At 66.9% G+C, this 18,854-nt stretch carries 15 protein-coding genes; 9 read left to right on the forward strand and 6 right to left on the reverse strand.

Going from position 1 to position 18,854, the window contains the following annotated elements:
* The first annotated feature begins 227 nt into the window (after nt 1-227).
* On the forward strand, nt 228-2,939 hold the full coding sequence (gene ppc / locus MRBLST15_RS14285; RefSeq protein ID WP_367786495.1) for a phosphoenolpyruvate carboxylase: 2,712 nt from the start codon (nt 228-230) through the stop codon (nt 2,937-2,939).
* Between the two features lie 67 nt (nt 2,940-3,006).
* Here the strand turns inward: ppc and MRBLST15_RS14290 are convergent, their stop codons facing one another.
* Both MRBLST15_RS14290 and metK read right to left on the reverse strand, forming a co-directional pair.
* Nucleotides 3,007-3,513 carry an acyl-CoA thioesterase gene (locus MRBLST15_RS14290; protein ID WP_089238821.1) on the reverse strand — a complete coding sequence of 169 codons (507 nt, stop codon included), beginning with the start codon at nt 3,511-3,513 and terminating at the stop codon, nt 3,007-3,009.
* 142 nt (nt 3,514-3,655) lie between these two features.
* The gene (gene metK / locus MRBLST15_RS14295) at nt 3,656-4,867 is read right to left on the reverse strand and encodes a methionine adenosyltransferase (protein ID WP_117309554.1); all 1,212 of its coding nucleotides are present in this window, start codon (nt 4,865-4,867) and stop codon (nt 3,656-3,658) included.
* A gap of 314 nt (nt 4,868-5,181) precedes the next feature.
* Here metK and MRBLST15_RS14300 point away from each other — a divergent pair, with 314 nt between their 5' ends.
* The 3 genes from MRBLST15_RS14300 to MRBLST15_RS14310 all read left to right on the forward strand — a co-directional run bounded on the left by MRBLST15_RS14300 (nt 5,182) and on the right by MRBLST15_RS14310 (nt 8,881).
* Complete coding sequence (locus tag MRBLST15_RS14300; protein ID WP_265951556.1) at nt 5,182-6,891, forward strand: lysophospholipid acyltransferase family protein; 1,710 nt, start codon at nt 5,182-5,184, stop codon at nt 6,889-6,891.
* The gene (locus MRBLST15_RS14305) at nt 6,888-7,688 is read left to right on the forward strand and encodes a UDP-2,3-diacylglucosamine diphosphatase (RefSeq protein WP_312704808.1); all 801 of its coding nucleotides are present in this window, start codon (nt 6,888-6,890) and stop codon (nt 7,686-7,688) included. Before MRBLST15_RS14300 ends, MRBLST15_RS14305 begins: the two co-directional genes overlap by 4 nt.
* 158 nt (nt 7,689-7,846) lie before the next feature.
* Nucleotides 7,847-8,881, forward strand: a complete 1,035-nt coding sequence (locus tag MRBLST15_RS14310; protein WP_367786385.1) for a metal-dependent hydrolase — start codon at nt 7,847-7,849, stop codon at nt 8,879-8,881.
* Nucleotides 8,882-8,920: 39 nt separating this feature from the next.
* Here MRBLST15_RS14310 and MRBLST15_RS14315 read toward each other — a convergent pair whose 3' ends face one another.
* The 4 genes from MRBLST15_RS14315 to MRBLST15_RS14330 all read right to left on the reverse strand — a co-directional run bounded on the left by MRBLST15_RS14315 (nt 8,921) and on the right by MRBLST15_RS14330 (nt 13,336).
* Nucleotides 8,921-9,748 carry a methyltransferase domain-containing protein gene (locus MRBLST15_RS14315; protein WP_265951559.1) on the reverse strand — a complete coding sequence of 276 codons (828 nt, stop codon included), beginning with the start codon at nt 9,746-9,748 and terminating at the stop codon, nt 8,921-8,923.
* Nucleotides 9,749-9,758: 10 nt separating this feature from the next.
* Nucleotides 9,759-10,754 carry a tRNA dihydrouridine synthase DusB gene (gene dusB, locus MRBLST15_RS14320; RefSeq protein WP_099820273.1) on the reverse strand — a complete coding sequence of 332 codons (996 nt, stop codon included), beginning with the start codon at nt 10,752-10,754 and terminating at the stop codon, nt 9,759-9,761.
* A 292-nt stretch (nt 10,755-11,046) separates the two neighbouring features.
* Nucleotides 11,047-12,012 (reverse strand): ribokinase, encoded by a 966-nt coding sequence (locus MRBLST15_RS14325; RefSeq protein WP_205406073.1) that lies wholly within the window; start codon nt 12,010-12,012, stop codon nt 11,047-11,049.
* 25 nt (nt 12,013-12,037) lie between these two features.
* On the reverse strand, nt 12,038-13,336 hold the full coding sequence (locus MRBLST15_RS14330; protein ID WP_312704811.1) for a NupC/NupG family nucleoside CNT transporter: 1,299 nt from the start codon (nt 13,334-13,336) through the stop codon (nt 12,038-12,040).
* Between the two features lie 193 nt (nt 13,337-13,529).
* Between MRBLST15_RS14330 and MRBLST15_RS14335 the strand changes: the two genes are divergently transcribed.
* From MRBLST15_RS14335 to MRBLST15_RS14355, 5 genes are all read left to right on the forward strand, one after another.
* The gene (locus tag MRBLST15_RS14335) at nt 13,530-14,501 is read left to right on the forward strand and encodes a potassium channel beta subunit family protein (RefSeq protein ID WP_312704812.1); all 972 of its coding nucleotides are present in this window, start codon (nt 13,530-13,532) and stop codon (nt 14,499-14,501) included.
* Nucleotides 14,502-14,698: 197 nt separating this feature from the next.
* The gene (gene hemP / locus MRBLST15_RS14340) at nt 14,699-14,893 is read left to right on the forward strand and encodes a hemin uptake protein HemP (protein ID WP_005412278.1); all 195 of its coding nucleotides are present in this window, start codon (nt 14,699-14,701) and stop codon (nt 14,891-14,893) included.
* A 152-nt stretch (nt 14,894-15,045) separates the two neighbouring features.
* Nucleotides 15,046-17,232 carry a TonB-dependent hemoglobin/transferrin/lactoferrin family receptor gene (locus tag MRBLST15_RS14345; RefSeq protein ID WP_312704813.1) on the forward strand — a complete coding sequence of 729 codons (2,187 nt, stop codon included), beginning with the start codon at nt 15,046-15,048 and terminating at the stop codon, nt 17,230-17,232.
* 4 nt (nt 17,233-17,236) lie between these two features.
* Complete coding sequence (locus MRBLST15_RS14350) at nt 17,237-17,839, forward strand: Hemin transport protein (protein ID WP_265951565.1); 603 nt, start codon at nt 17,237-17,239, stop codon at nt 17,837-17,839.
* A 72-nt stretch (nt 17,840-17,911) separates the two neighbouring features.
* A complete protein-coding gene (locus tag MRBLST15_RS14355) occupies nt 17,912-18,847 on the forward strand; it encodes a DUF6607 family protein (protein WP_367786391.1) in 936 nt (311 codons plus the stop codon).
* Nucleotides 18,848-18,854 lie beyond the last annotated feature (7 nt).

Genomic DNA, 18,854 nt, shown 5'->3' on the forward strand with positions numbered 1-18,854 from the left:
GAGGGCGGCCCCCGCAACGGGGCCGCCTGTGCGGCTGCGCCGCCGCCCGAGCATGGGCTCGGTCGCTACACGGTATGGCGCGTGATGACGTCTGTAGAGCCGAGCCCACGCTCGGCTGCTTCTGCTGCGGATACGTGCAGATGAAACCATTTCCGCATCGCAGCATCGTGCGTAATCTGGTTTAGGCTTGGGGTCTGGATACGTTGACCGAGGCCTGTGCGTCGCCGATGAACGAGTACCGCAGCAGTATCGAGTTCGCTTCCCCCGATCTTCCCCTGCGTGACGATGTGCGCCGTCTCGGTGCACTGGTCGGCGACCTGCTGGTCGAGCAGGTGTCGGCGGCTTTCCTCGATGACGTCGAGGACGTGCGCACGCGTGCCATCGCCCGCCGCGAGAACCAGGCGCCGCTGTCCGAGCTTGCCGATGGCCTGGCCGGGCGTGCGCCGCAGCAGGCCGAGACCATGGTGCGTGCGTTCAGCACCTACTTCCAGGTGGTCAACATCGCCGAGCGGGTGCATCGCATTCGCCGCCGTCGCGACTACCAGCGCGCCGTTGCCGCGGCACCGCAACCCGATGGCCTGCAGGACGCCCTGCAGCACCTGAAGGCGCAGGGCGTCGGCGTGGACGAACTGGCGCAGTGGCTGCCACGCATCGATATCGAGCCGGTATTCACCGCGCACCCCACCGAGGCCGTGCGCCGCGCGCTGCTGGAAAAAGAGCAGCTGATGGTGGCCAGCCTGGTCGACAACCTCGACGGTCAGCGCACGCCGGGTGAGGCTGCCGCAGACGCCGCGCGCTTCCGCATGGCGTTGACCGCCTCGTGGCAGACCACCGATTCGTCGCCGGTGCGTCCGACCGTGGACGATGAGCGCGAACACGTCGGCTTCTATCTGGTGCAGGTGCTGTACCGGGTGATTCCGGTGCTGTACGAATCGCTGCAGCAGGCACTGCGCGATACCTATGGCGAGGAACTGCCGTTGCCACGCCTGCTGCGTTTCGGCACGTGGGTGGGCGGCGACATGGACGGCAATCCCAATGTGGATGCGCACACCATCCGCAACACGCTGGATGCACAGCGCGTTGCCGTGCTGGGCCAGTACCAGAAGGAACTGCTGCAGCTGGCCAGCCTGCTCAGCCAGTCCACCGAACGGGTGGGGGTGAGCGATGCACTGCAGGCGCGTGTCGCGCACTATCAGCAGTTGCTGCCCCAGGTGCAGTCGCGGCCACGCCATGCCGACATGCCGTACCGGTTGCTCAACGACCGCATGCGCGCGCGCCTGCAGGCCACGCTGGATGATGCCGACGGCGCTTATGCCGGCCCCGACGAGCTGATCGATGACCTGCAGCTGATCCTCGACAGCTTGCGTGCGAACCGTGGCGAACATGCCGGCGGCTTCGCCGTGCAGCGCCTGCTGTGGCGGGTGAAGACCTTCGGCTTCCATCTGGCGCGGCTGGATGTGCGCCAGGAATCGAGCGTGCATGCGCGCGCGCTGGCGGCGGTGCTGGGCGGCGACGCGGCATGGGATGCGTTGGATTCAGCTGGTCGCGCACGCCTGTTGGCGCCCCATGCCAGTGGTGAAACACCCTTGCCCGTTGGCGATGATGAGGGCAGCCAGCGCTTGGATGCGGTGTTCGCTGCATTGGCCGATGCGCGTGCGCGGCATGGTGGCGACGCGCTCGGCAGCTACATCATCTCGATGGCGCACGACCGTGGCGATGTGCTGGCGGTGCTGGCGCTGGCGCGCCGTGGTGGCCTGGTCGATGACGCCGGCGACGTGCCGCTGGATATCGCGCCGCTGTTCGAGACCGTGGACGATCTCAAGCGCGGCACCGCGACGCTGCGCGACCTGCTGGCCGATCCGGTGTATCGCGCGCATCTGCGTGCACGCGACGACGTGCAGATGGTGATGCTCGGTTATTCGGACAGCAGCAAGGACGGTGGCATTGCCGCCTCGCGCTGGGGCCTGCAACGCGCACAGGTTGAACTGCTGGAGGTGGCCGCCGAAGCGGGCCTGCGCCTGACCTTCTTCCATGGCCGCGGCGGCTCGATCAGCCGCGGTGGCGGCAAAACCACGCACGCGGTCGATGCCTCGCCACGTGGCAGCATCGATGGCCGCCTGCGGGTGACCGAACAGGGCGAGGTGATCCACCGCAAGTACGGCATCCGTGCGTTGGCGCTGCGTTCGCTGGAGCAGGCCACCGGTGCGGTACTGCGCGCCAGCCTGCGCCCGCGCGCCGCCGAGCCGCGCGAGGACGATTGGCGGCCGGTGATGGACGTGGTCGCCGGCTCCAGCAGCGAGGTCTATCGGGCGTTCGTCGGCCAGCCGCGTTTCATGGATTACTTCCGTACCGCTACGCCGATCGATGTGATCGAACGGATGACGCTGGGGTCGCGGCCGTCGCGCCGGCTCGGCCAGGATGCGGCGTTGACCAACCTGCGTGCGATTCCGTGGGTGTTTGCCTGGAGCCAGGCGCGCGCGGTGATTCCGGGCTGGTATGGCGTCGGCAGCGGCCTGCAGGCGGCGGTGGACGCCGGCCATGAAGCCACGCTGCGCGAGATGGCGCGTGACTGGCCGTTCTTCCGCACCTTCCTGGATGACATCGCGATGGTGCTGTCCAAGGGCGATATCACCATCGCCGAACAGTTCTCGCGCCTGTCAGGCGAGCTGCACGATGTGTTCTTCCCGCAGGTCCAGCGCGAACTGGAACTGACCCGGCATTGGCTGCTGGCGCTGATGGAGCAGCAGACCCTGTTGGACCACGACGCGCGGCTGGCGCTGTCGATCCGCCTGCGCAACCCCTATGTGGACCCGATCAGCGTGATGCAGGTGGACCTGCTGCAGCGCTGGCGCGAAAGCGGGCGCGAGGACGACGACCTGCTGCGCGCGCTGGTGGCCTGCGTGAATGGTGTTTCGCAGGGCGTGCAGAACACTGGGTGAAATGCATCCGCCGGGTGTGGCCCGGCGCTACCTGCTTCGGTGGATGCGGGGCTTGCCCCGCACGCCTTCATTCTTCCGGCGACGGCGGATTGGACGCCAGCAGTTCCAGGTGCCGCTGCTCCATTTCCTGGCGCAGCTGGCGGCGGATCAGCGCGGCGGCCTGGCGGCGCTTCTCGTCCGAACTGGCGGGCTGCAGCGATGGCACCGGCGTCGGCCGGCCTTCCTCGTCCACCGCCACCATGGTGAAGAAGCAGCTGTTGGCGTGGCGCACGCTGCGCTTGAGGATGTCCTCGGCAACCACCTTGACGCCGATTTCCATCGACGAGGTGCCGGTGTAGTTCACCGAGGCCAGGAAGGTGACCAGTTCGCCCACCGCGATCGGCTGGCGGAACACCACCTGGTCCACCGACAGGGTGACCACGTAGCGACCCGCATAGCGGCTGGCGCAGGCATAGGCCACCTGGTCGAGCAGACGCAGGATCGCGCCGCCGTGGACCTTGCCGGAGAAATTGGCCATCTCCGGCGACATCAGCACGGTCATGGACAGCTGGTGGGATTTGAGTTCGGTCGACATGGGGCGATTGTATCGGGCATGCATCGCCCTTGTAGAGCCGAGCCCATTGCTCGGCTGCTCTTGGCGCAGACAAAAAGAAAGCCGAGCATGGGCTCGGCTCTACAGGAAGCAGAAGGGCCGCTTTCGCGGCCCTTCGTCTGTCTTACTTCAGCTTCGCGTCGGCGCGCAGGGCGGCGGCGCGATCGGTCTTCTCCCAGGAGAAGGCCGTGGCGTTGACGGTCTCGCCTTCGCCGTTGATGTAGCTGAACTCCTTCGGCTTGCGGCCGAAGTGGCCGTAAGCCGCGGTCTGCTGGTACATCGGGTGGATCAGGTCCAGCATCTTGATGATGCCGTACGGACGCAGGTCGAAGTGCTTGCGGATCAGCTTCTCGATCTTGTCGTCGCTGATCTTGCCGGTGCCGAAGGTGGTGACCGAGATCGAGGTCGGCTCAGCCACGCCGATGGCGTAGGAGACCTGCACTTCGCAACGGTCGGCCAGGCCGGCGGCAACCACGTTCTTGGCGACGTAGCGGGCAGCGTAGGCGGCCGAACGGTCGACCTTGGACGGATCCTTGCCGGAGAACGCGCCACCACCGTGACGGGCCCAGCCGCCGTAGGTGTCGACGATGATCTTGCGACCGGTCAGGCCGCAGTCGCCCACCGGGCCGCCGATCTCGAACTTGCCGGTCGGGTTGATGTGGAACTTGGTGCCCTTGTGCAGCCACTTGGCCGGCAGCACCGGCTTGATGATCTCTTCGCGGACGGCCTCGATGAGGTCCTTCTGCTTGATGCCCGGGGCGTGCTGGGTCGACAGGACCACCGCATCGATGGCCGAGACCACGCCGTTTTCATAGCGCAGGGTGACCTGGCTCTTGGCGTCCGGGCGCAGCCAGGACAGCGCCGAGTTGCGCTTCTTGCGGATCTTGGCCTGCTGCTCGACCAGGCGGTGCGACAGGTGGATCGCCGCCGGCATGTAGCTGTCGGTTTCGTTGGTGGCATAGCCGAACATCAGGCCCTGGTCGCCAGCGCCCATTTCTTCCGGCTTCTTGCGGTCAACGCCCTGGGCGATGTGCGGGGACTGCTTGCCGATCAGGTTCAGCACGCCGCAGGTGGCGCCGTCGAAGCCGACGTCGGAGCTGTCATAGCCGATGTCCACGATGACCTTGCGGGTCAGCGCTTCCAGGTCGATCCAGGCGCTGGTGGTGATCTCGCCGGCAACGATGGCAACGCCGGTCTTGACCATGGTCTCGCAGGCCACGCGGGCGCGCTGGTCCTGGGTCAGGATCGCGTCCAGCACCGCATCGGAGATCTGGTCGGCAACCTTGTCCGGATGGCCTTCAGAGACCGACTCGGAGGTGAAGAGGTAGCTGGACATCAGGCTTAATATCCTTTGATTCGGATGGAAAGATGGGCGCGAATGATACACGGGGTGCGCCGCCTGTGCATTGTGAACCGGTATGGGTTGCCCGTGGTTAAGGTGTTGTGCCCGCCATGGCAAGGCCTGGCGGGCATTGCAGGGGCATCGTGCACAGGCAGTGTTCCACTGGCGTGACCATTGCCGCCCCCCGCCGGGCCCGGATGGGCCTGCGCAGGCGTCGTCATCATTCTGCCGCCAAACCGCCATCTGGCTGCCGCCTGCCGGGCGCAGGCTCTCGGCCAACCCGGCCGCCGGGCAGGAGTGGACACGCCATGCAGGAACTCGAACAGCGTCTGCAGCAACGCTATCCCGACTGGTTCCATGGCCGTCGCGGCCAACTGGCCCGGCCCCTGCTGCGCAGCGTCGGACGTTGGTCGCGGCTGGACCGGATCGAGGCGTTCCTGCGCCGCAATGCCAACGTGCGCGGTTTCGACTTCGTCGCCGCCGGATTGGATTTCATCGAGGGTCGCTACCATGTGGACCCCGCCGCGCTGGCGCGGATCCCGGCCACCGGCCGCCTGTTGATCGTGGCCAACCATCCGTCCGGCGCACTGGATGCCCTGGCCCTGCTGGACGCGGTCGGCCGCATCCGCCGTGATGTGCGGATCGTGGCCAACGATCTGCTGGGTGCGATCGGGCCGCTGCAGGACCTGCTGCTGCCGGTGCGCATCCTCGGTGGCAAGGTCCAGCGCACCAGCCTGCAGGCGGTGGAGCAGGCGCTGGCGGCCGAGCAGTGCGTGATCGTGTTCCCGGCCGGCGAGGTCTCGCGGCTGTCGCTGCTCGGCATCCGCGATGGTCGCTGGCAACGGGGGTTTGTCCGTTTTGCCCGCGCCGCCGCCGCACCTGTACTGCCGGTGCGTGTGGAAGCGCGCAACTCGGCGCTGTTCTACGGCGCGTCGACCCTGTTCAAGCCGGCCGGTACGGCCCTGCTGGCACGCGAGATGTTCGCCCGTCGTGGCCGGCCGCTGCGGCTGCGCATCGGCGAACCGATGCAGCTGGGGCAGGGTGACCCCGGCGCGCAGCTGCTGGCGGTGCGCCGCGCGGTATACGCCCTGGGGCGCACTACGCCGGTTGCCGAAGCCTGCCCGGCAGGACCCGAGCCGCTGGCCGCGCCGGTGCCGCCGGCACAGGTCGCCGCCGGGATTGCCGCCGCCACCGTGCTGGGACAGACCGCCGATGGCAAACAGATCCTGCTGGCCCGCTGTGCGGCTGATTCGCCGCTGCTGCTCGAGCTGGGGCGGCTGCGCGAACTGACCTTCCGCCAGGTGGGCGAGGGCACCGGGCGCAGTCGCGACCTGGACGACTTCGACCTGCACTACCAGCACATCGTGATCTGGGACGGCACCGCCCAGCGCATCGCCGGTGCCTACCGGATCATGCGTGGCGCGCAGGCATTGGCGCGCCGGGGCCTGGCCGGGCTCTACAGCGCTTCGTTGTTCCGCTATTCCGACGATGCCATTGCACGCATTGCCGAAGGCCTGGAACTGGGCCGCAGCTTCGTGGTGCCCGATTACTGGGGCAGCCGCAGCCTGGATTACCTGTGGCAAGGCATCGGCGCCTATCTGCAGTGCCAGCCCGGCATCCGCTATCTGTTCGGTGCGGTGTCGATCAGCGCCGCCTTGCCACGCGACGCACGCGAGCAGCTGGTGGCCTATTACCAGCGTTACTACGGTGCGGCCGATGGGCGGGTGCAATCGAACCGGCCGTTCCAGTACTTCGCTGCGCCACCGTGCTTCGGCGAACTGGATGCGGCGGCCGCCTTCGACGTGCTCAAGGCCAATCTCGCCGCGCTCGGCACTGGTGTGCCCACGTTGTACCGGCAGTACACCGACCTGTGCGAACCCGGCGGTGCACGGTTCCTGGCGTTCGGCGTCGACCCGGATTTCAGCGACTCGATTGACGGCCTGATCGAAGTGGACCTGCACGCGATCCGGCCACACAAGCGCAAACGCTACCTGCGCGATGCGGGGATGCCGGCATGAGCACGCTGGCGACCCTGGCACCGCATCGTCGCGCCGTGTTCGTCTCCGATGTGCATCTCGGGTCGCGGCATTGCCACGCCACCGAGCTTGCGCGTTTTCTCGGCACGCTGCGCTGTGAGCGCCTGTACCTGGTCGGCGACATCATCGACCTGTGGTGGATGGCACACCGGCGCGCCAACTGGCGGCAGTCGCACAGCGAGGTCATCCTGGCCCTGCACGCGCTGCGGCGCGCTGGTACCGAGATCATCTACATCCCCGGCAACCACGATGCATCGCTGCGCCAGGTATGCGGCCTGATGCTGCCGGCGATGCAGGTGCGCCGCCGCGCGATCCACACCACGGCCGATGGCCGCCGGCTGCTGGTGGCGCATGGCGACGACTATGACGGTGTCACCCACTTCGGTGGCCTGCAGGAGCGGTTTGGTGACTGGCTGTACTACCGCATCCTCACCGGCAACCATGTGTTGAACGCGGTGCGGCGTCGACTCGGGATGCGCTACTGGTCGCTGTCCGAATTCCTGAAACGGCAGAGCGGTGCGGCCGAACGCTACATCGAGCGCTTCGTGCAGGCGGGCCTGGATGATGTGCGCCGGCGTGGCCTGGATGGCATCGTCTGTGGACACATCCACCGCGCCGCACTGATCGAACGTGACGGTCTGGTCTACGCCAATGACGGCGACTGGGTGGAGAGCCTGACCGCGTTGGCCGAGGACCACGACGGCGCGTTGCGGCTGCTGGACCACAACGGGCAGACATTGGTCGAGCTGCCCGGCGCGCGGTTGTCGCAGGCGGCGTAAACCGCTCCTGTCGCGTCGAGCCATGCTCGACGGCGGGCGTGCAAGGTGGTCCCCCTGTAGAGCCGAGCCCATGCTCGGCTGTCGTGGCGCCGAACGAAGCGCAGCCGAGCATGGGCTCGGCGCTACATACGCCGCGCGCAACCCGCTAGCATCGGCCGATGGACTCATTGACCCAGATTGTTCTCGGCGGCGCCGTCGCTGCCGCCATCGCCCCGCCCGGACACCGCCGTGCCGCCCTGCTGGCCGGTGCCGCGCTCGGCACCCTGCCGGACCTGGATGCGCTGTGGCTGGGCGTTGCCGCCGCCGACCCGGTGGCGAACATGACCGACCACCGCAGTTTCAGCCATTCGCTGCTGGTGCTGCCGTGGGTAGCCGCGCTGATCTGGTGGCTGTTCAAGCGTTTCGGCAACGGCAGGGTGGCGCAATCGCCGCTGCGCTGGTTCTGGGCGATCCAGCTGGCGTTGGTCACCCATCCGGTGCTGGATGCGTTCACCGTCTACGGCACGCAGCTGTGGTGGCCGTTGCAGCCACATCCGGCGATGGGCTCGAGTGTCTTCATCATCGACCCCGGCTACACGGTGTGGCTGCTGCTGGGCTGCGTGCTGGCCTGGTTCGGTCGCGCGCGGCCGTGGGCCGGCAAGGTGCTTGGTGTTGCCTTGCTGCTCAGCAGTGCGTACCTGGGCTGGGGGCTGATCGCCAAGGCCCACGTCGACCGTGCCGCGCAGCAGAGCCTGGCCGCGATGGGCCTGGGTGACGCGCCGCGGTTCTCGGTGCCGATGCCGTTCAATACCCTGCTGTGGCGGGTGGTGGCGATGACTCCCAATGGCTACGTGGTGGGTGACCGCTCGCTGGTGGCCGATCATGCGCCGATGCGTTTCGAGGGGCATCCGTCCAACGTGCAGGCACTGCACGAAGCGGCGGGAATTCCAGTGGTACAGCGCCTGCAGTGGTTCAACCGTGGCTTCATGCGCGCACAGGTGGTGGACGGCAGGCTGGTGCTGAGCGACCTGCGCATGGGCCTGGAACCGGACTACACCTTCAACTTCGCGGTGGCCGAGCAGGTTGACGGCCAGTGGCGCGCGATCGTGCCCGAGCAGCTGCGGGTGGACTACAGCAGCCCGGCCGCGCGGGCCGATGCCGGTCGCCGGTTGTCGGCCATGTGGCAGCGCATCTGGCACCAGCCCGAACAGTAGATCCACGCCACGCGTGGATGGCGCAATGCCGCAGGCCGCTCAATACACCGTTGCGCGGCCCTGCACGAACGAATAGAAGAACACCGCGTTCGGATCGTTCTGCACCAGCCGGAACTCGCGACGCATGCCCTCCACCGTCGCTTCGTCCACCGTGCCGGCCTGCAGCAGCTGGTCGGCCGCCGACAGCAGCAGCTGTTCCCAGAACGCGATCATCGTCTTGCGACGTGCCGGTTCGCGGTTGTCCAGGTGGATGGTCTTGATCTCGGTGTGCACATCGCGGAAGCCGCCGGCCAGCAGCAGATTGCCCAGTTTGGCGCCAACGAACGGGTCACCGCCATGGTCGTACTGGAAATCGTTGAAGGCCATCCAGTAGCGCCAGATGTGCGGCGAATACGGATCAAGCAGGAACGAGGCATTCATCACCTCGGTGATATACACCGGCGAGCCCGGGGCGAGTACGCGGCGGACTTCACTCAGCACGCGCGCGGGCGAGGGGACGTGTTCCAGCACCCAGCACAGGAAGGCGGCATCGAAGGTGCGCGCCTCGAACGGCAGTTCGCCGGCATCGGCTTGCTGCAGCGTGTAACGGTCGCTGCACCACGGCGTGCGCGCCAGATTCCCGCGTGCGGTTTCCAGCTGCGTCTCGCTCAGGTCCACGCCGGTCACGTGCAGCTCGGGGAAGCGACGCAGCAGGATTTCGGTCTGTGCGCCCACGCCGCTGCCGACTTCCAGCAGACGCTTTGCGCCGCTGTAGTCGATCTGGCCGAAGATGCTCGACTCCAGCAGGCGCGCCTGGGTCATCAGGCGCTGCTGCTCGGTGCCGGAGAACCCGTGCAGGTAGGTCGGGGAAGAAATCGGCGGGGTCATGGCGGCGGGCTCAGGCAGCAGAAGACATTGCCGGTTCCCCGGCGATCAGGCGGTCGAAATAGTCGGTGGTCAGCGCGATCTGGCTGGCCGGATCTTCAGCACGGTTGACCACCGCGCGGAACGCGGCATTCTCCGGCCGGTCCTTGGCGTACCAGCCCAGGTGCTTGCGCGCGATGCGCACACCCTGCGGCTCGCCATAGAAGTCGTGCAGTGCGTGCAGGTGGCCGAGCAGGATGTCGCGCACTTCGGCCAGCGACGGCGGCGGCAGTTCCTCGCCGGTGGCCAGGTAATGCGCCACCTCGCGGAAGATCCACGGCCGGCCCTGTGCCGAGCGGCCGATCATCACCGCGTCCACGCCGGTCTGCTGCAGTACGAAGGCGGCCTTCTGCGGCGAATCGATATCGCCGTTGGCGATCACCGGGATGCGCAGCGCGGCCTTGATCTCGCCGATCGTGGCGTACTCGGCCTGGCCGGTGTAGTGCTGGTCGCGGGTACGACCGTGCACGGCCAGCGCCGCGATGCCACTGGCCTCGGCGATGCGGGCGATGACCGGGCCGTTGCGGTGGTCGCAGTCCCAGCCGGTGCGGATCTTCAGCGTCACCGGCACGTCCACCGCGTTGACCACGGCTTCCAGGATGCGCGCGACCAGCTGCTCGTCGCGCATCAGCGCCGACCCCGCCCAGGCGTTGCACACCTTCTTGGCCGGGCAACCCATGTTGATGTCGATGATCTGCGCGCCATGGTCGACGTTGTAGCGCGCCGCCTCGGCCAGCTGCTGCGGCTCGGTACCGGCGATCTGCACGCTGATCGGCGCGGGCTCACCGGCATGGTCCATGCGGTGGATCGATTTGCGCGTGTTCCAGAAGCGCGGGTCGCTGATGGTCATTTCCGAGGCGGCCAGGCCCGCGCCCAGCCGTTTGCACAGCAGGCGGAAGGGCTTGTCGGTGACGCCGGCCATGGGCGCAAGCACGACGTTGGGGGCAATGGAGTACGGGCCGATCTGCATGCGCCCATTGTAGGGCGCGGCCGGCGCCCCGGCGGGGTTGGCGGCCCGCCGGTTCAGGCCCATCCGGACCGACCTCATGCCGGACGGGCATCAGCAGATGCTTGATGGTCGCTTCCGTCGCCCCCAAGGGCGGGCGATGGTGGTGGGCTGGGCCGGCCGCCAACGCGCATCCACGCATGGCGTGGATCTACCAAGGGCCCGACCCGCTTGGATGGGGCCTGGCCCATGAACGTGAAAAGGCCCGGGTGTCTGCACACCCGGGCCCGATCATCCTCCCCGCGGGGAAGAGGCGTTACTTCACTTCAGCGTCGGCCGGGGTGAAGCGCGGCATTGCAGCGGCCGCGCCTTCCTTCTCGGTCGAGCGGCCGGCGAACTGGTTGGCGAAGCGCACGTGGCGGGCGAACGGAGCGTCCGGCACCTGGGCGAGCGAGGCCACCAGTGCACCGTTGAAGGCATCGCCGGCACCGGTGGTGTCGATCGCCTGCACCTGTTCGGCACCCACGCGGTAGTACGGCTGGGTGTCACCACGCAGATGCTCGTCGGCATGCGACACGAACACGCCCACCGAACCCAGGGTCACCACCACCGTGCCGTTGCCGACCAGCTTGCGGCACAGCGCGTGCAGGCTGGCACCGTCCAGCGCCGCAACGTCGTTGGCATCCACGCGCTCGCCGACATGACGGCCGAGCAGGGCGGCGAACTCGGTCTCGTTCGGGGTGATCACATCGGCCAGCTTGAGCAGGCCGATGGTCGAGGGTGCGTCGGCCGGTGCGGTGTTGAGCACGGTGGTGACACCGGCCTCGCGGGCCACCGCCAGTGCCGCTTCGATGGTCTGCACCGGCGATTCCAGCTGCACCAGCACCACCTTGGCGCCGGTCAGCAGGGCCTGCTGTTGCTGCACGAAGTCGGTGCTCAGCGCCGCGTTGGCGCCCGGGCCGATGACGATGGTGTTGCGGCCACGGGCATCGACATAGATGCCGGCGGTGCCGGTCGGCTCGCTGCTGGCTTCGGCGATCAGCGCGAAACCATCCTGCGCGGCCAGGTCACGGGCGGTGGCACCACCCGCATCGTCGCCCAGCGCGCACAGGAAGCTGGTGTCAGCGCCGGCACGGCAGGCGGCAACGGCCTGGTTGAAGCCCTTGCCACCCGGACCGGTGCTGTAGCGGCCGGCAATGGTCGCACCCGGTGCCGGCAGCGACTCGCACCGCCACACGTGATCGACATTGAAGGAACCGACGACAACGACACTGCTGCTCATAGGGAATCTTTTCTCAAACAAGGGTTCAGCTGAAATGCGTCAGCACGCCGGCGATGGTAGCCGTCATGAAGGTGGCGATGGTACCGCCCAGCACCGCGCGCAGGCCGAACTTGGCCAGGTCGTGGCGTCGTTCCGGTGCCAACCCGCCGATGCCGCCAATCTGGATCGCGATCGAACTGAAATTGGCGAAGCCGCACAGGGCGTAGGTGGCGATCAGGCGACCTTCGTCGGACAGGCTCATGCCCGGCACCTGGCCGTTCACGATACGCGACAGCTCCGTGTAGGCGACGAACTCATTGATCACGACCTTCTGGCCGATCAGCGAACCGACGGTGGTGGCGTCAGCCCACGGGGTGCCGATCACCCAAGCGATCGGGGCCAGCACGTAGCCGAAGATGGTCGACAGGTCGGTCGGCTTGCCGATCGCAGCCGCCAGGCCGGTGACTTCACCAATCCAGGTCAGCGGCGCATTGAGCAGGGCGATCAGGGCGATGAAGGCCAGCAGCATCGCGCCGATGTTCAGTGCCAGCTTCAGGCCGTCACCGGCGCCGGCAGCGGCCGCGTCGATGATGTTGCTGGAGGTCTTCTCCACTTCCATCTTGACCGTGCCGCGGGTCAGCGGGGTACCGGTTTCCGGAATCAGCAGCTTGGCCACGACCAGGGTGGCCGGGGCCGCCATGATGCTGGCCGCCAGCAGGTGCTTGGCGTAGAACGCCTGCTGCACCGGATCACCACCGCCGAGCATGCCCACGTACGCGGCAAGCACGCCGCCGGCGATATGGGCCATGCCGCCGATCATCATCGTCAGCAGCTCGGACTGGGTCATCTTGGCGATGTACGGACGCACCGTCAGCGGCGCCTCGGTCTGGCCGATGAACACGCTGGCGCAGACGCTGGTGGTTTCCGCACCGGACACGCGCATCACCTTGGTGATCGACCAGGCCATCACCCGCACGATCGCCTGCATGACATTGAGGTGGTACATGACCCCCATCAGCGCCGAGAAGAAGATGATCGTCGGCAGCACCTGGAAGGCGAAGATGAAACCGTAGTTCTTGGTGTCCATCAACGAGCCGAAGATGAAGCTTGAGCCCTCGTTGACGAAGCTCAGCACCTTCACGAAGCCCTGGCCCAGCGCATCGAACACGTCGCGCCCGCCCGGTACCAGGATCACCAGTGCCGCAAATGCGATCTGCAGGGTGATGCCGGTGGCGACCAGCTTCCAGTCCACCGCGCGCTTGTTGTTGGAAAACAGCCAGGTGATGCCGATCAGCACCGCCAAACCGAACAGGCCGAAGCCGATCCTGCCCAAACCTTCGACCATCTGAGTGACTCCCCTGGGGCGTCGCGAAAAACGGGAAGCCTAGTGCAGGGCAGGGGCCGGAGCAAGGAAAAGCCGTCTGCGCGCGGCCATCGGCTCCGATCAGGCCAGCAACAGCAAGGGGTTGCGCCTGCCGGGACAGGTAGAATGGTGGCTTGATCCCGGCCCGTATGCGGGCCCGCAGCAGGAGAATCGCATGCTCTACCGTCGCCTTGGCTCCACCGGTCTGCCGATTTCCGCCCTGTCTTTCGGCGCCTGGGTGACCTTTGGCGACCAGGTGCCGCGCGATGAGGCGCGCAACCTGGTAGCGGCCGCCTGGGACCATGGCATCAACTTCTTCGACAACGCCGAGGGCTATGCCAACGGCCGCGCTGAGCAGGTGATGGGCGATGTGATTGCCGACCTGCGCCTGCCACGCGATGGTTTCTGCGTGTCCAGCAAGGTGTTCTTCGGCAGTGCCAAGGACCCGCGGCCGACCCAGCGCGGCCTGTCGCGCAAGCACGTGACCGACGCCTGCCACGCCGCGCTCAAGCGCCTGCGGGTGGACTACCTGGACCTTTATTACTGTCATCGCCCGGATCCGGATGCCCCGATCGCTGAAACGGTGCATGCCATGGACACCCTGGTCCGGCAGGGCAAGGTGCTGTACTGGGGCACGTCGGAATGGTCGGCCAACCAGATCCAGGAAGCGGTGGACATCGCCGCGCGCCATAACCTGCAGGCACCGTCGATGGAGCAGCCGCAGTACAACCTGCTGCATCGGGAGCGGGTGGAGGTGGAGTACGCGCCGCTGTATGCCACCGCCGGGCTGGGCACCACGATCTTCTCGCCACTGGCCTCGGGCCTGCTGAGCGGCAAGTACGACGACGGCGTCCCCGCTGATGCGCGGCTGGGCCGCGAAGGCATGGGCTGGTTGCAGGACCTGGTGCTCGGCGACAACGCCGACGAGCGCCTGGCCCGGGTGCGTCGCTTCAGTGCAGTTGCCCGCGAGCTGGGCCATGCCCCGGCCAGCCTGGCCATCGCCTGGTGCCTGCGCAACCCCAACGTCTCCAGCGTGATCCTCGGCGCCAGCCGGGTCAGCCAGCTGCTGCAGAACCTGCAGGCGCTGGACGTGCTGGCGCAGGTGGACGACACCGGCTGGGCGCAGGTGGAAGCCGTATTCGCCTGAGGGCCGGGGACAGGTTGTAGGGCCGAGCCCACGCTCGGCCGGCCCTTCTATTCCTCGCAATGCCAAAATCAATAGATGCAATCTATCGAAATTCAAATTTCGATCATTAATTCCATCAATTAAGTTGAGAATGATTGTTGATTGTCAACTGAGAATCATTATCATTTAACTCGTCCCTCGCACGAGTCCAGATGCTCATGAATGCTCAACCTGTACTGCTGCGCCCCGAAACGCTGACCCTCCGCGACCGCCCGGTGCGTGTCGTGCCGCCGGAAGAGGTCATCGACAGCGAAGCCCTGCTCAAGGGCCGTCGTGAAATCCTGATCCAGCACGGTGACCGTTTCTACCGTCTGCGTCATACCAGCAACGACAAGCTGATCCTGACCAAGTAACGCGGTCTGGTCGCCCGCCTCCCTCCCTCCTGTCGGCAGCGCCGGCAGGGTGGGCGACCCGTCCGCTCCTGCTCTCTCCCCCTCGGTCTACCGTTCATGCCTGCTTGGCGTGGCGGTGGCCGGGGGTTCCCCTGCCTGACCGAACGATGCCGATGACCCGCCCGACTGCCCTTTCCATTGCCCTGTGGATGGCCCTGCCGCTGTCCGCCCATGCTGCTGCCGATGCCGCGCCTGATGCGCGCGAGTTCGATCGCGTGCAGGTCACCGCCACCCGTACCGAACGTGCGGTCAGCGATGTCGCCGCCACCGTCGATGTGATCGACCGCGAGCAGATGGACCGGCAGCTGGTGCAGGACATCAAGGATCTGGTGCGCTACGAGCCGGGCCTGTCGGTCAGCCGCAGCGCCACCCGCTTCGGCATCGGCAGCATCCGTATCCGCGGCCTGGACGGCAACCGTGTGCGTATCCAGACCGATGGCATCGCCATGCCGACCAGCTTCAACATCGGCTCGTTCTCCAACGCCAACCGCAACTTCACCGACCTGGACACGCTCAAGCGCGTGGAGATCGTGCGCGGACCGGCCAGCTCGCTGTACGGCTCGGATGCACTCGGCGGCGTGGTTGCCTTCGTCACCAAGGACCCGGCCGATTACCTGAAGGATGGCAAGGACAGCTATGTCGGCCTGAAGTTCGGCTACGACGGTGAGTGGAAAGGCCTGCTCGGCGGGGTGACCAGCGCCTTCGGGGGGGAACACTGGAGCGGCATGGTCAACATCAACCACCGCCAAGGCCAGGAAACCGACAACAAGGGTGATGTGCGCAGCAACGACAACACGCGCACCGCGGCCAACCCGCAGGACCGTGATGGTCGCAGCGGCCTGGCCAAGCTGGTCTATGCGCCCAGCGAAGACCAGCGTTTCCGCCTGACCGTGGAAGGCAACGAAGACAACACCGATACCAACGTGCTGTCCTCGATCGACCGCACCACCACCACCGGCATGAAGGCGCGCGACACGCAGAACCGCACCCGCGTGTCCTTCGCCCACGAGATGGATGCGCTGGACAAGGGCTTCGCCGACAGCCTGCACTGGCAGGTCTACACGCAGGACAGCGAAACCAGGCAGCGCACCAATGAGGCGCGCGCCAATGGCAGCACCCGCCATCGCGAGTTCAGTTTCGACCAGCGTGTGTACGGCCTGCAGGCGGTGTTCAACAAGGCCTTCAGCACCGGCAGCGTCGAACATGCGCTGACCTATGGCTTCGATGGTGCCCGCACCGAGATCCGCCAGAAGCGCGATGGTTACCAGGTCAGCAACCGTGGCGTGGTCAGCACGACGATCCTGCCCGACGCGTTCCCCGTGCGCGATTTCCCGATCAGCAAGACCACCGAGCTGGGCCTGTACGCGCAGGATGAAATGCGCCTGGCCGACGGCAAGCTGTCGCTGGTGCCGGGCGTGCGCGTGGACCGCTACGAACTGAAGCCGGATGTGGACAGCATCTTCGCCGAGGACAATCCGGGCGTGGCCGTGTCCGAACTGAAGAAGACCAGCGTGTCGCCGAAGTTCGGCCTGGTCTATCGTTTCACCGACGAGTGGTCGCTGTTCGCGGGCTATTCGCGTGGGTTCCGCTCGCCGCCGTACAACGACGTCAACCTCGGCTTCACCAACTTCGCCTTCGGCTACACCGCCATCCCCAATCCGGACCTGAAGCCGGAAACCAGCGACGGTGTAGAGCTGGGCATGCGCTTCCTCAGCCCGGCGGCGTACGTGAGCCTGAGCGGCTACTACAACGACTACAAGGACTTCATCGAGTCGCAGACGCTGGTGGGGACCAACGCGCAGGGCCTGATGGTGTTCCAGTCGCGCAACATCGCCGACGCGCGCATCTACGGCGCCGAACTGAAGGCCGGCGTCGACTTCGGCCAGATCAGCCCGGCGCTGCAGGGCTGGGCACTGCGCAGTGCGGTGGCGTGGTCGCGCGGCGACAACAAGACCGCCGATGTGCCGCTGGATTCGGTCGATCCGATGCGCGGCACCGTCGGCCTGATGTACGACACCGATAGCTGGGGCGTGGAACTGGCCGGCACCTTCGTCAAGCGCAAGGACCGCGTGGCCTCGGCCAGCATCCATCGCCCGGCCGGCTACGGCGTGGCCGACCTGATGGCGCACTGGAACTTCGCCCCGGGTGCGACCTTCAACGTCGGTGTCTTCAACCTGGGTGACAAGCGTTACATCGACTGGTCCAACGTCGGCTCGACCCTGTCGGCCAGCAGCACCGTTCTGGACCGCTATACCAGCCCCGGCCGCACTCTGTCGGCCAGCCTTGCCGTGTCCTGGTGATCCCATGAGCCGAGCCCTGTCTGCACGTCGCCTGCCGTCCTCCCTGTCGCGTTCGTCGCTGCGGGCCTGGCCTGCGCCGGCACAGCTGGCAGCGCTCGGCACCGTGTTGTGCCTGTACCACGCCGATGGCAACGAGCTTGGCGGCTGGCGCCAAGCGGTATCGGTGCACGCCTGCCAGGGCGTGGACAGCGAGGGCCTGCGCGAAAGCCTGTGCTTCCTCGATGCACGTGGCCGTTGCGTGTGGCGTCTTTACCTGTTGCCAGACAGTGATTTCCTGGCCTGGGACCGGCTGGTGGCGACGCTGCCGCCCGGTCCTTCGCACGATGCCGATGGCAGCGTTGGTGAGCGCCTGTGGCGGCGCCTTGCCGGGCATCTGGGCGGACAACGCTGGCGCCTGTGCACGCTGCGCCTGCACGCCGCCGACGAGGGCCGCACGCTCGCTGCCAGCCTGTCCACGCTGTCCTCGCTCGGTGCCGCCACCGCGCGCCGGATCGCGCGCATCGAAGGCGCCGAGGGCGAGCTGGCGATCGACGACTGCTGCTGTGCCGATGCCGCACGCCGCCCTGCCGCGCGCGCTCCGGGCGACCTGCCGCTGGTCCGCCTGTGACCTGACTGCGATGGATCGCCTGCTGGCCTGGATGGCCTTTCCACGAAACCTGCAACCCCGAAGGAAGACCCGATGAAGTTCCAGACAGCCAGCGCGATGGTGCTGCTCGCCGCCAGTGGCGCCGCCAGCGCGCAGCCCTCCGACATCGCCCGCGACCACGACAGCATCCTGGCCATGCAGGGTGAGTACACGGTGGATTTCGCCTTCGATGAGACCGTGCTGCTGAAGCCGGGCTACGAGCGCGCGCCGGCCATGCGCAGCGGCGGCAACGAAGTGGTGATCGTGGTCGAGGACACGCCGAAGCGCATCGTGCTGCAGCACCTGCTGCTGGACGAGAAGAGCGGCCATGTGACCAAGCACTGGCGCCAGGACTGGGTGTATGAAGCGCCGAACCGCTTCGAGTTCAGCGCCGACCAGACCTGGCAGGTGCGCACGATCCCGGCGGCGACCAACCAGGGCGCCTGGACCCAGTGCGTGTACGAAGTCAGCGATGCACCGCGCTACTGCGGCACCGGCACGTGGACCTATGGCAACAACGTGCCGACCTGGACCAGCGACATCAGCTGGCGGCCGCTGCCACGCCGCGAGTACACCAAGCGCAGTGATTACAACGCGCTGGCCGTGGTCAACCGCCACACGCTGACCCCGAACGGCTGGACCCACGAGCAGTTCAACACCAAGGTGCAGCGCAACGCGGATGGCAGCCAGGTCGAAATCGCCCGCGAATTCGGCTTCAACGACTACATCAGGACCACCGAGGTCGACTTCATCCCGGCGCGTGATTACTGGAAGGCCACTACCGGCTACTGGAGCAAGGTGCGCCAGCGCTGGGACGGCTTCCTGACCCAGGCCCCGGGCGTGCACCTGAAGACCAAGCTCGACGGCATGGCGATGATCATTCCGCTGTTCACCCAGGCCGAAGACGTGCAGGCCGGCAAGAAGGTGAAGGACACGCAGATCGACGACGTCTTCGCCAAGTACGTGGAAAAGGCGCCGAAGGAAGGTTGATCGCTGC

Source organism: Stenotrophomonas sp. LST15-1-1.1 (assembly GCF_040815575.1).
In the GTDB taxonomy this organism is placed as follows: Bacteria; Pseudomonadota; Gammaproteobacteria; order Xanthomonadales; family Xanthomonadaceae; genus Stenotrophomonas; species Stenotrophomonas lactitubi_B.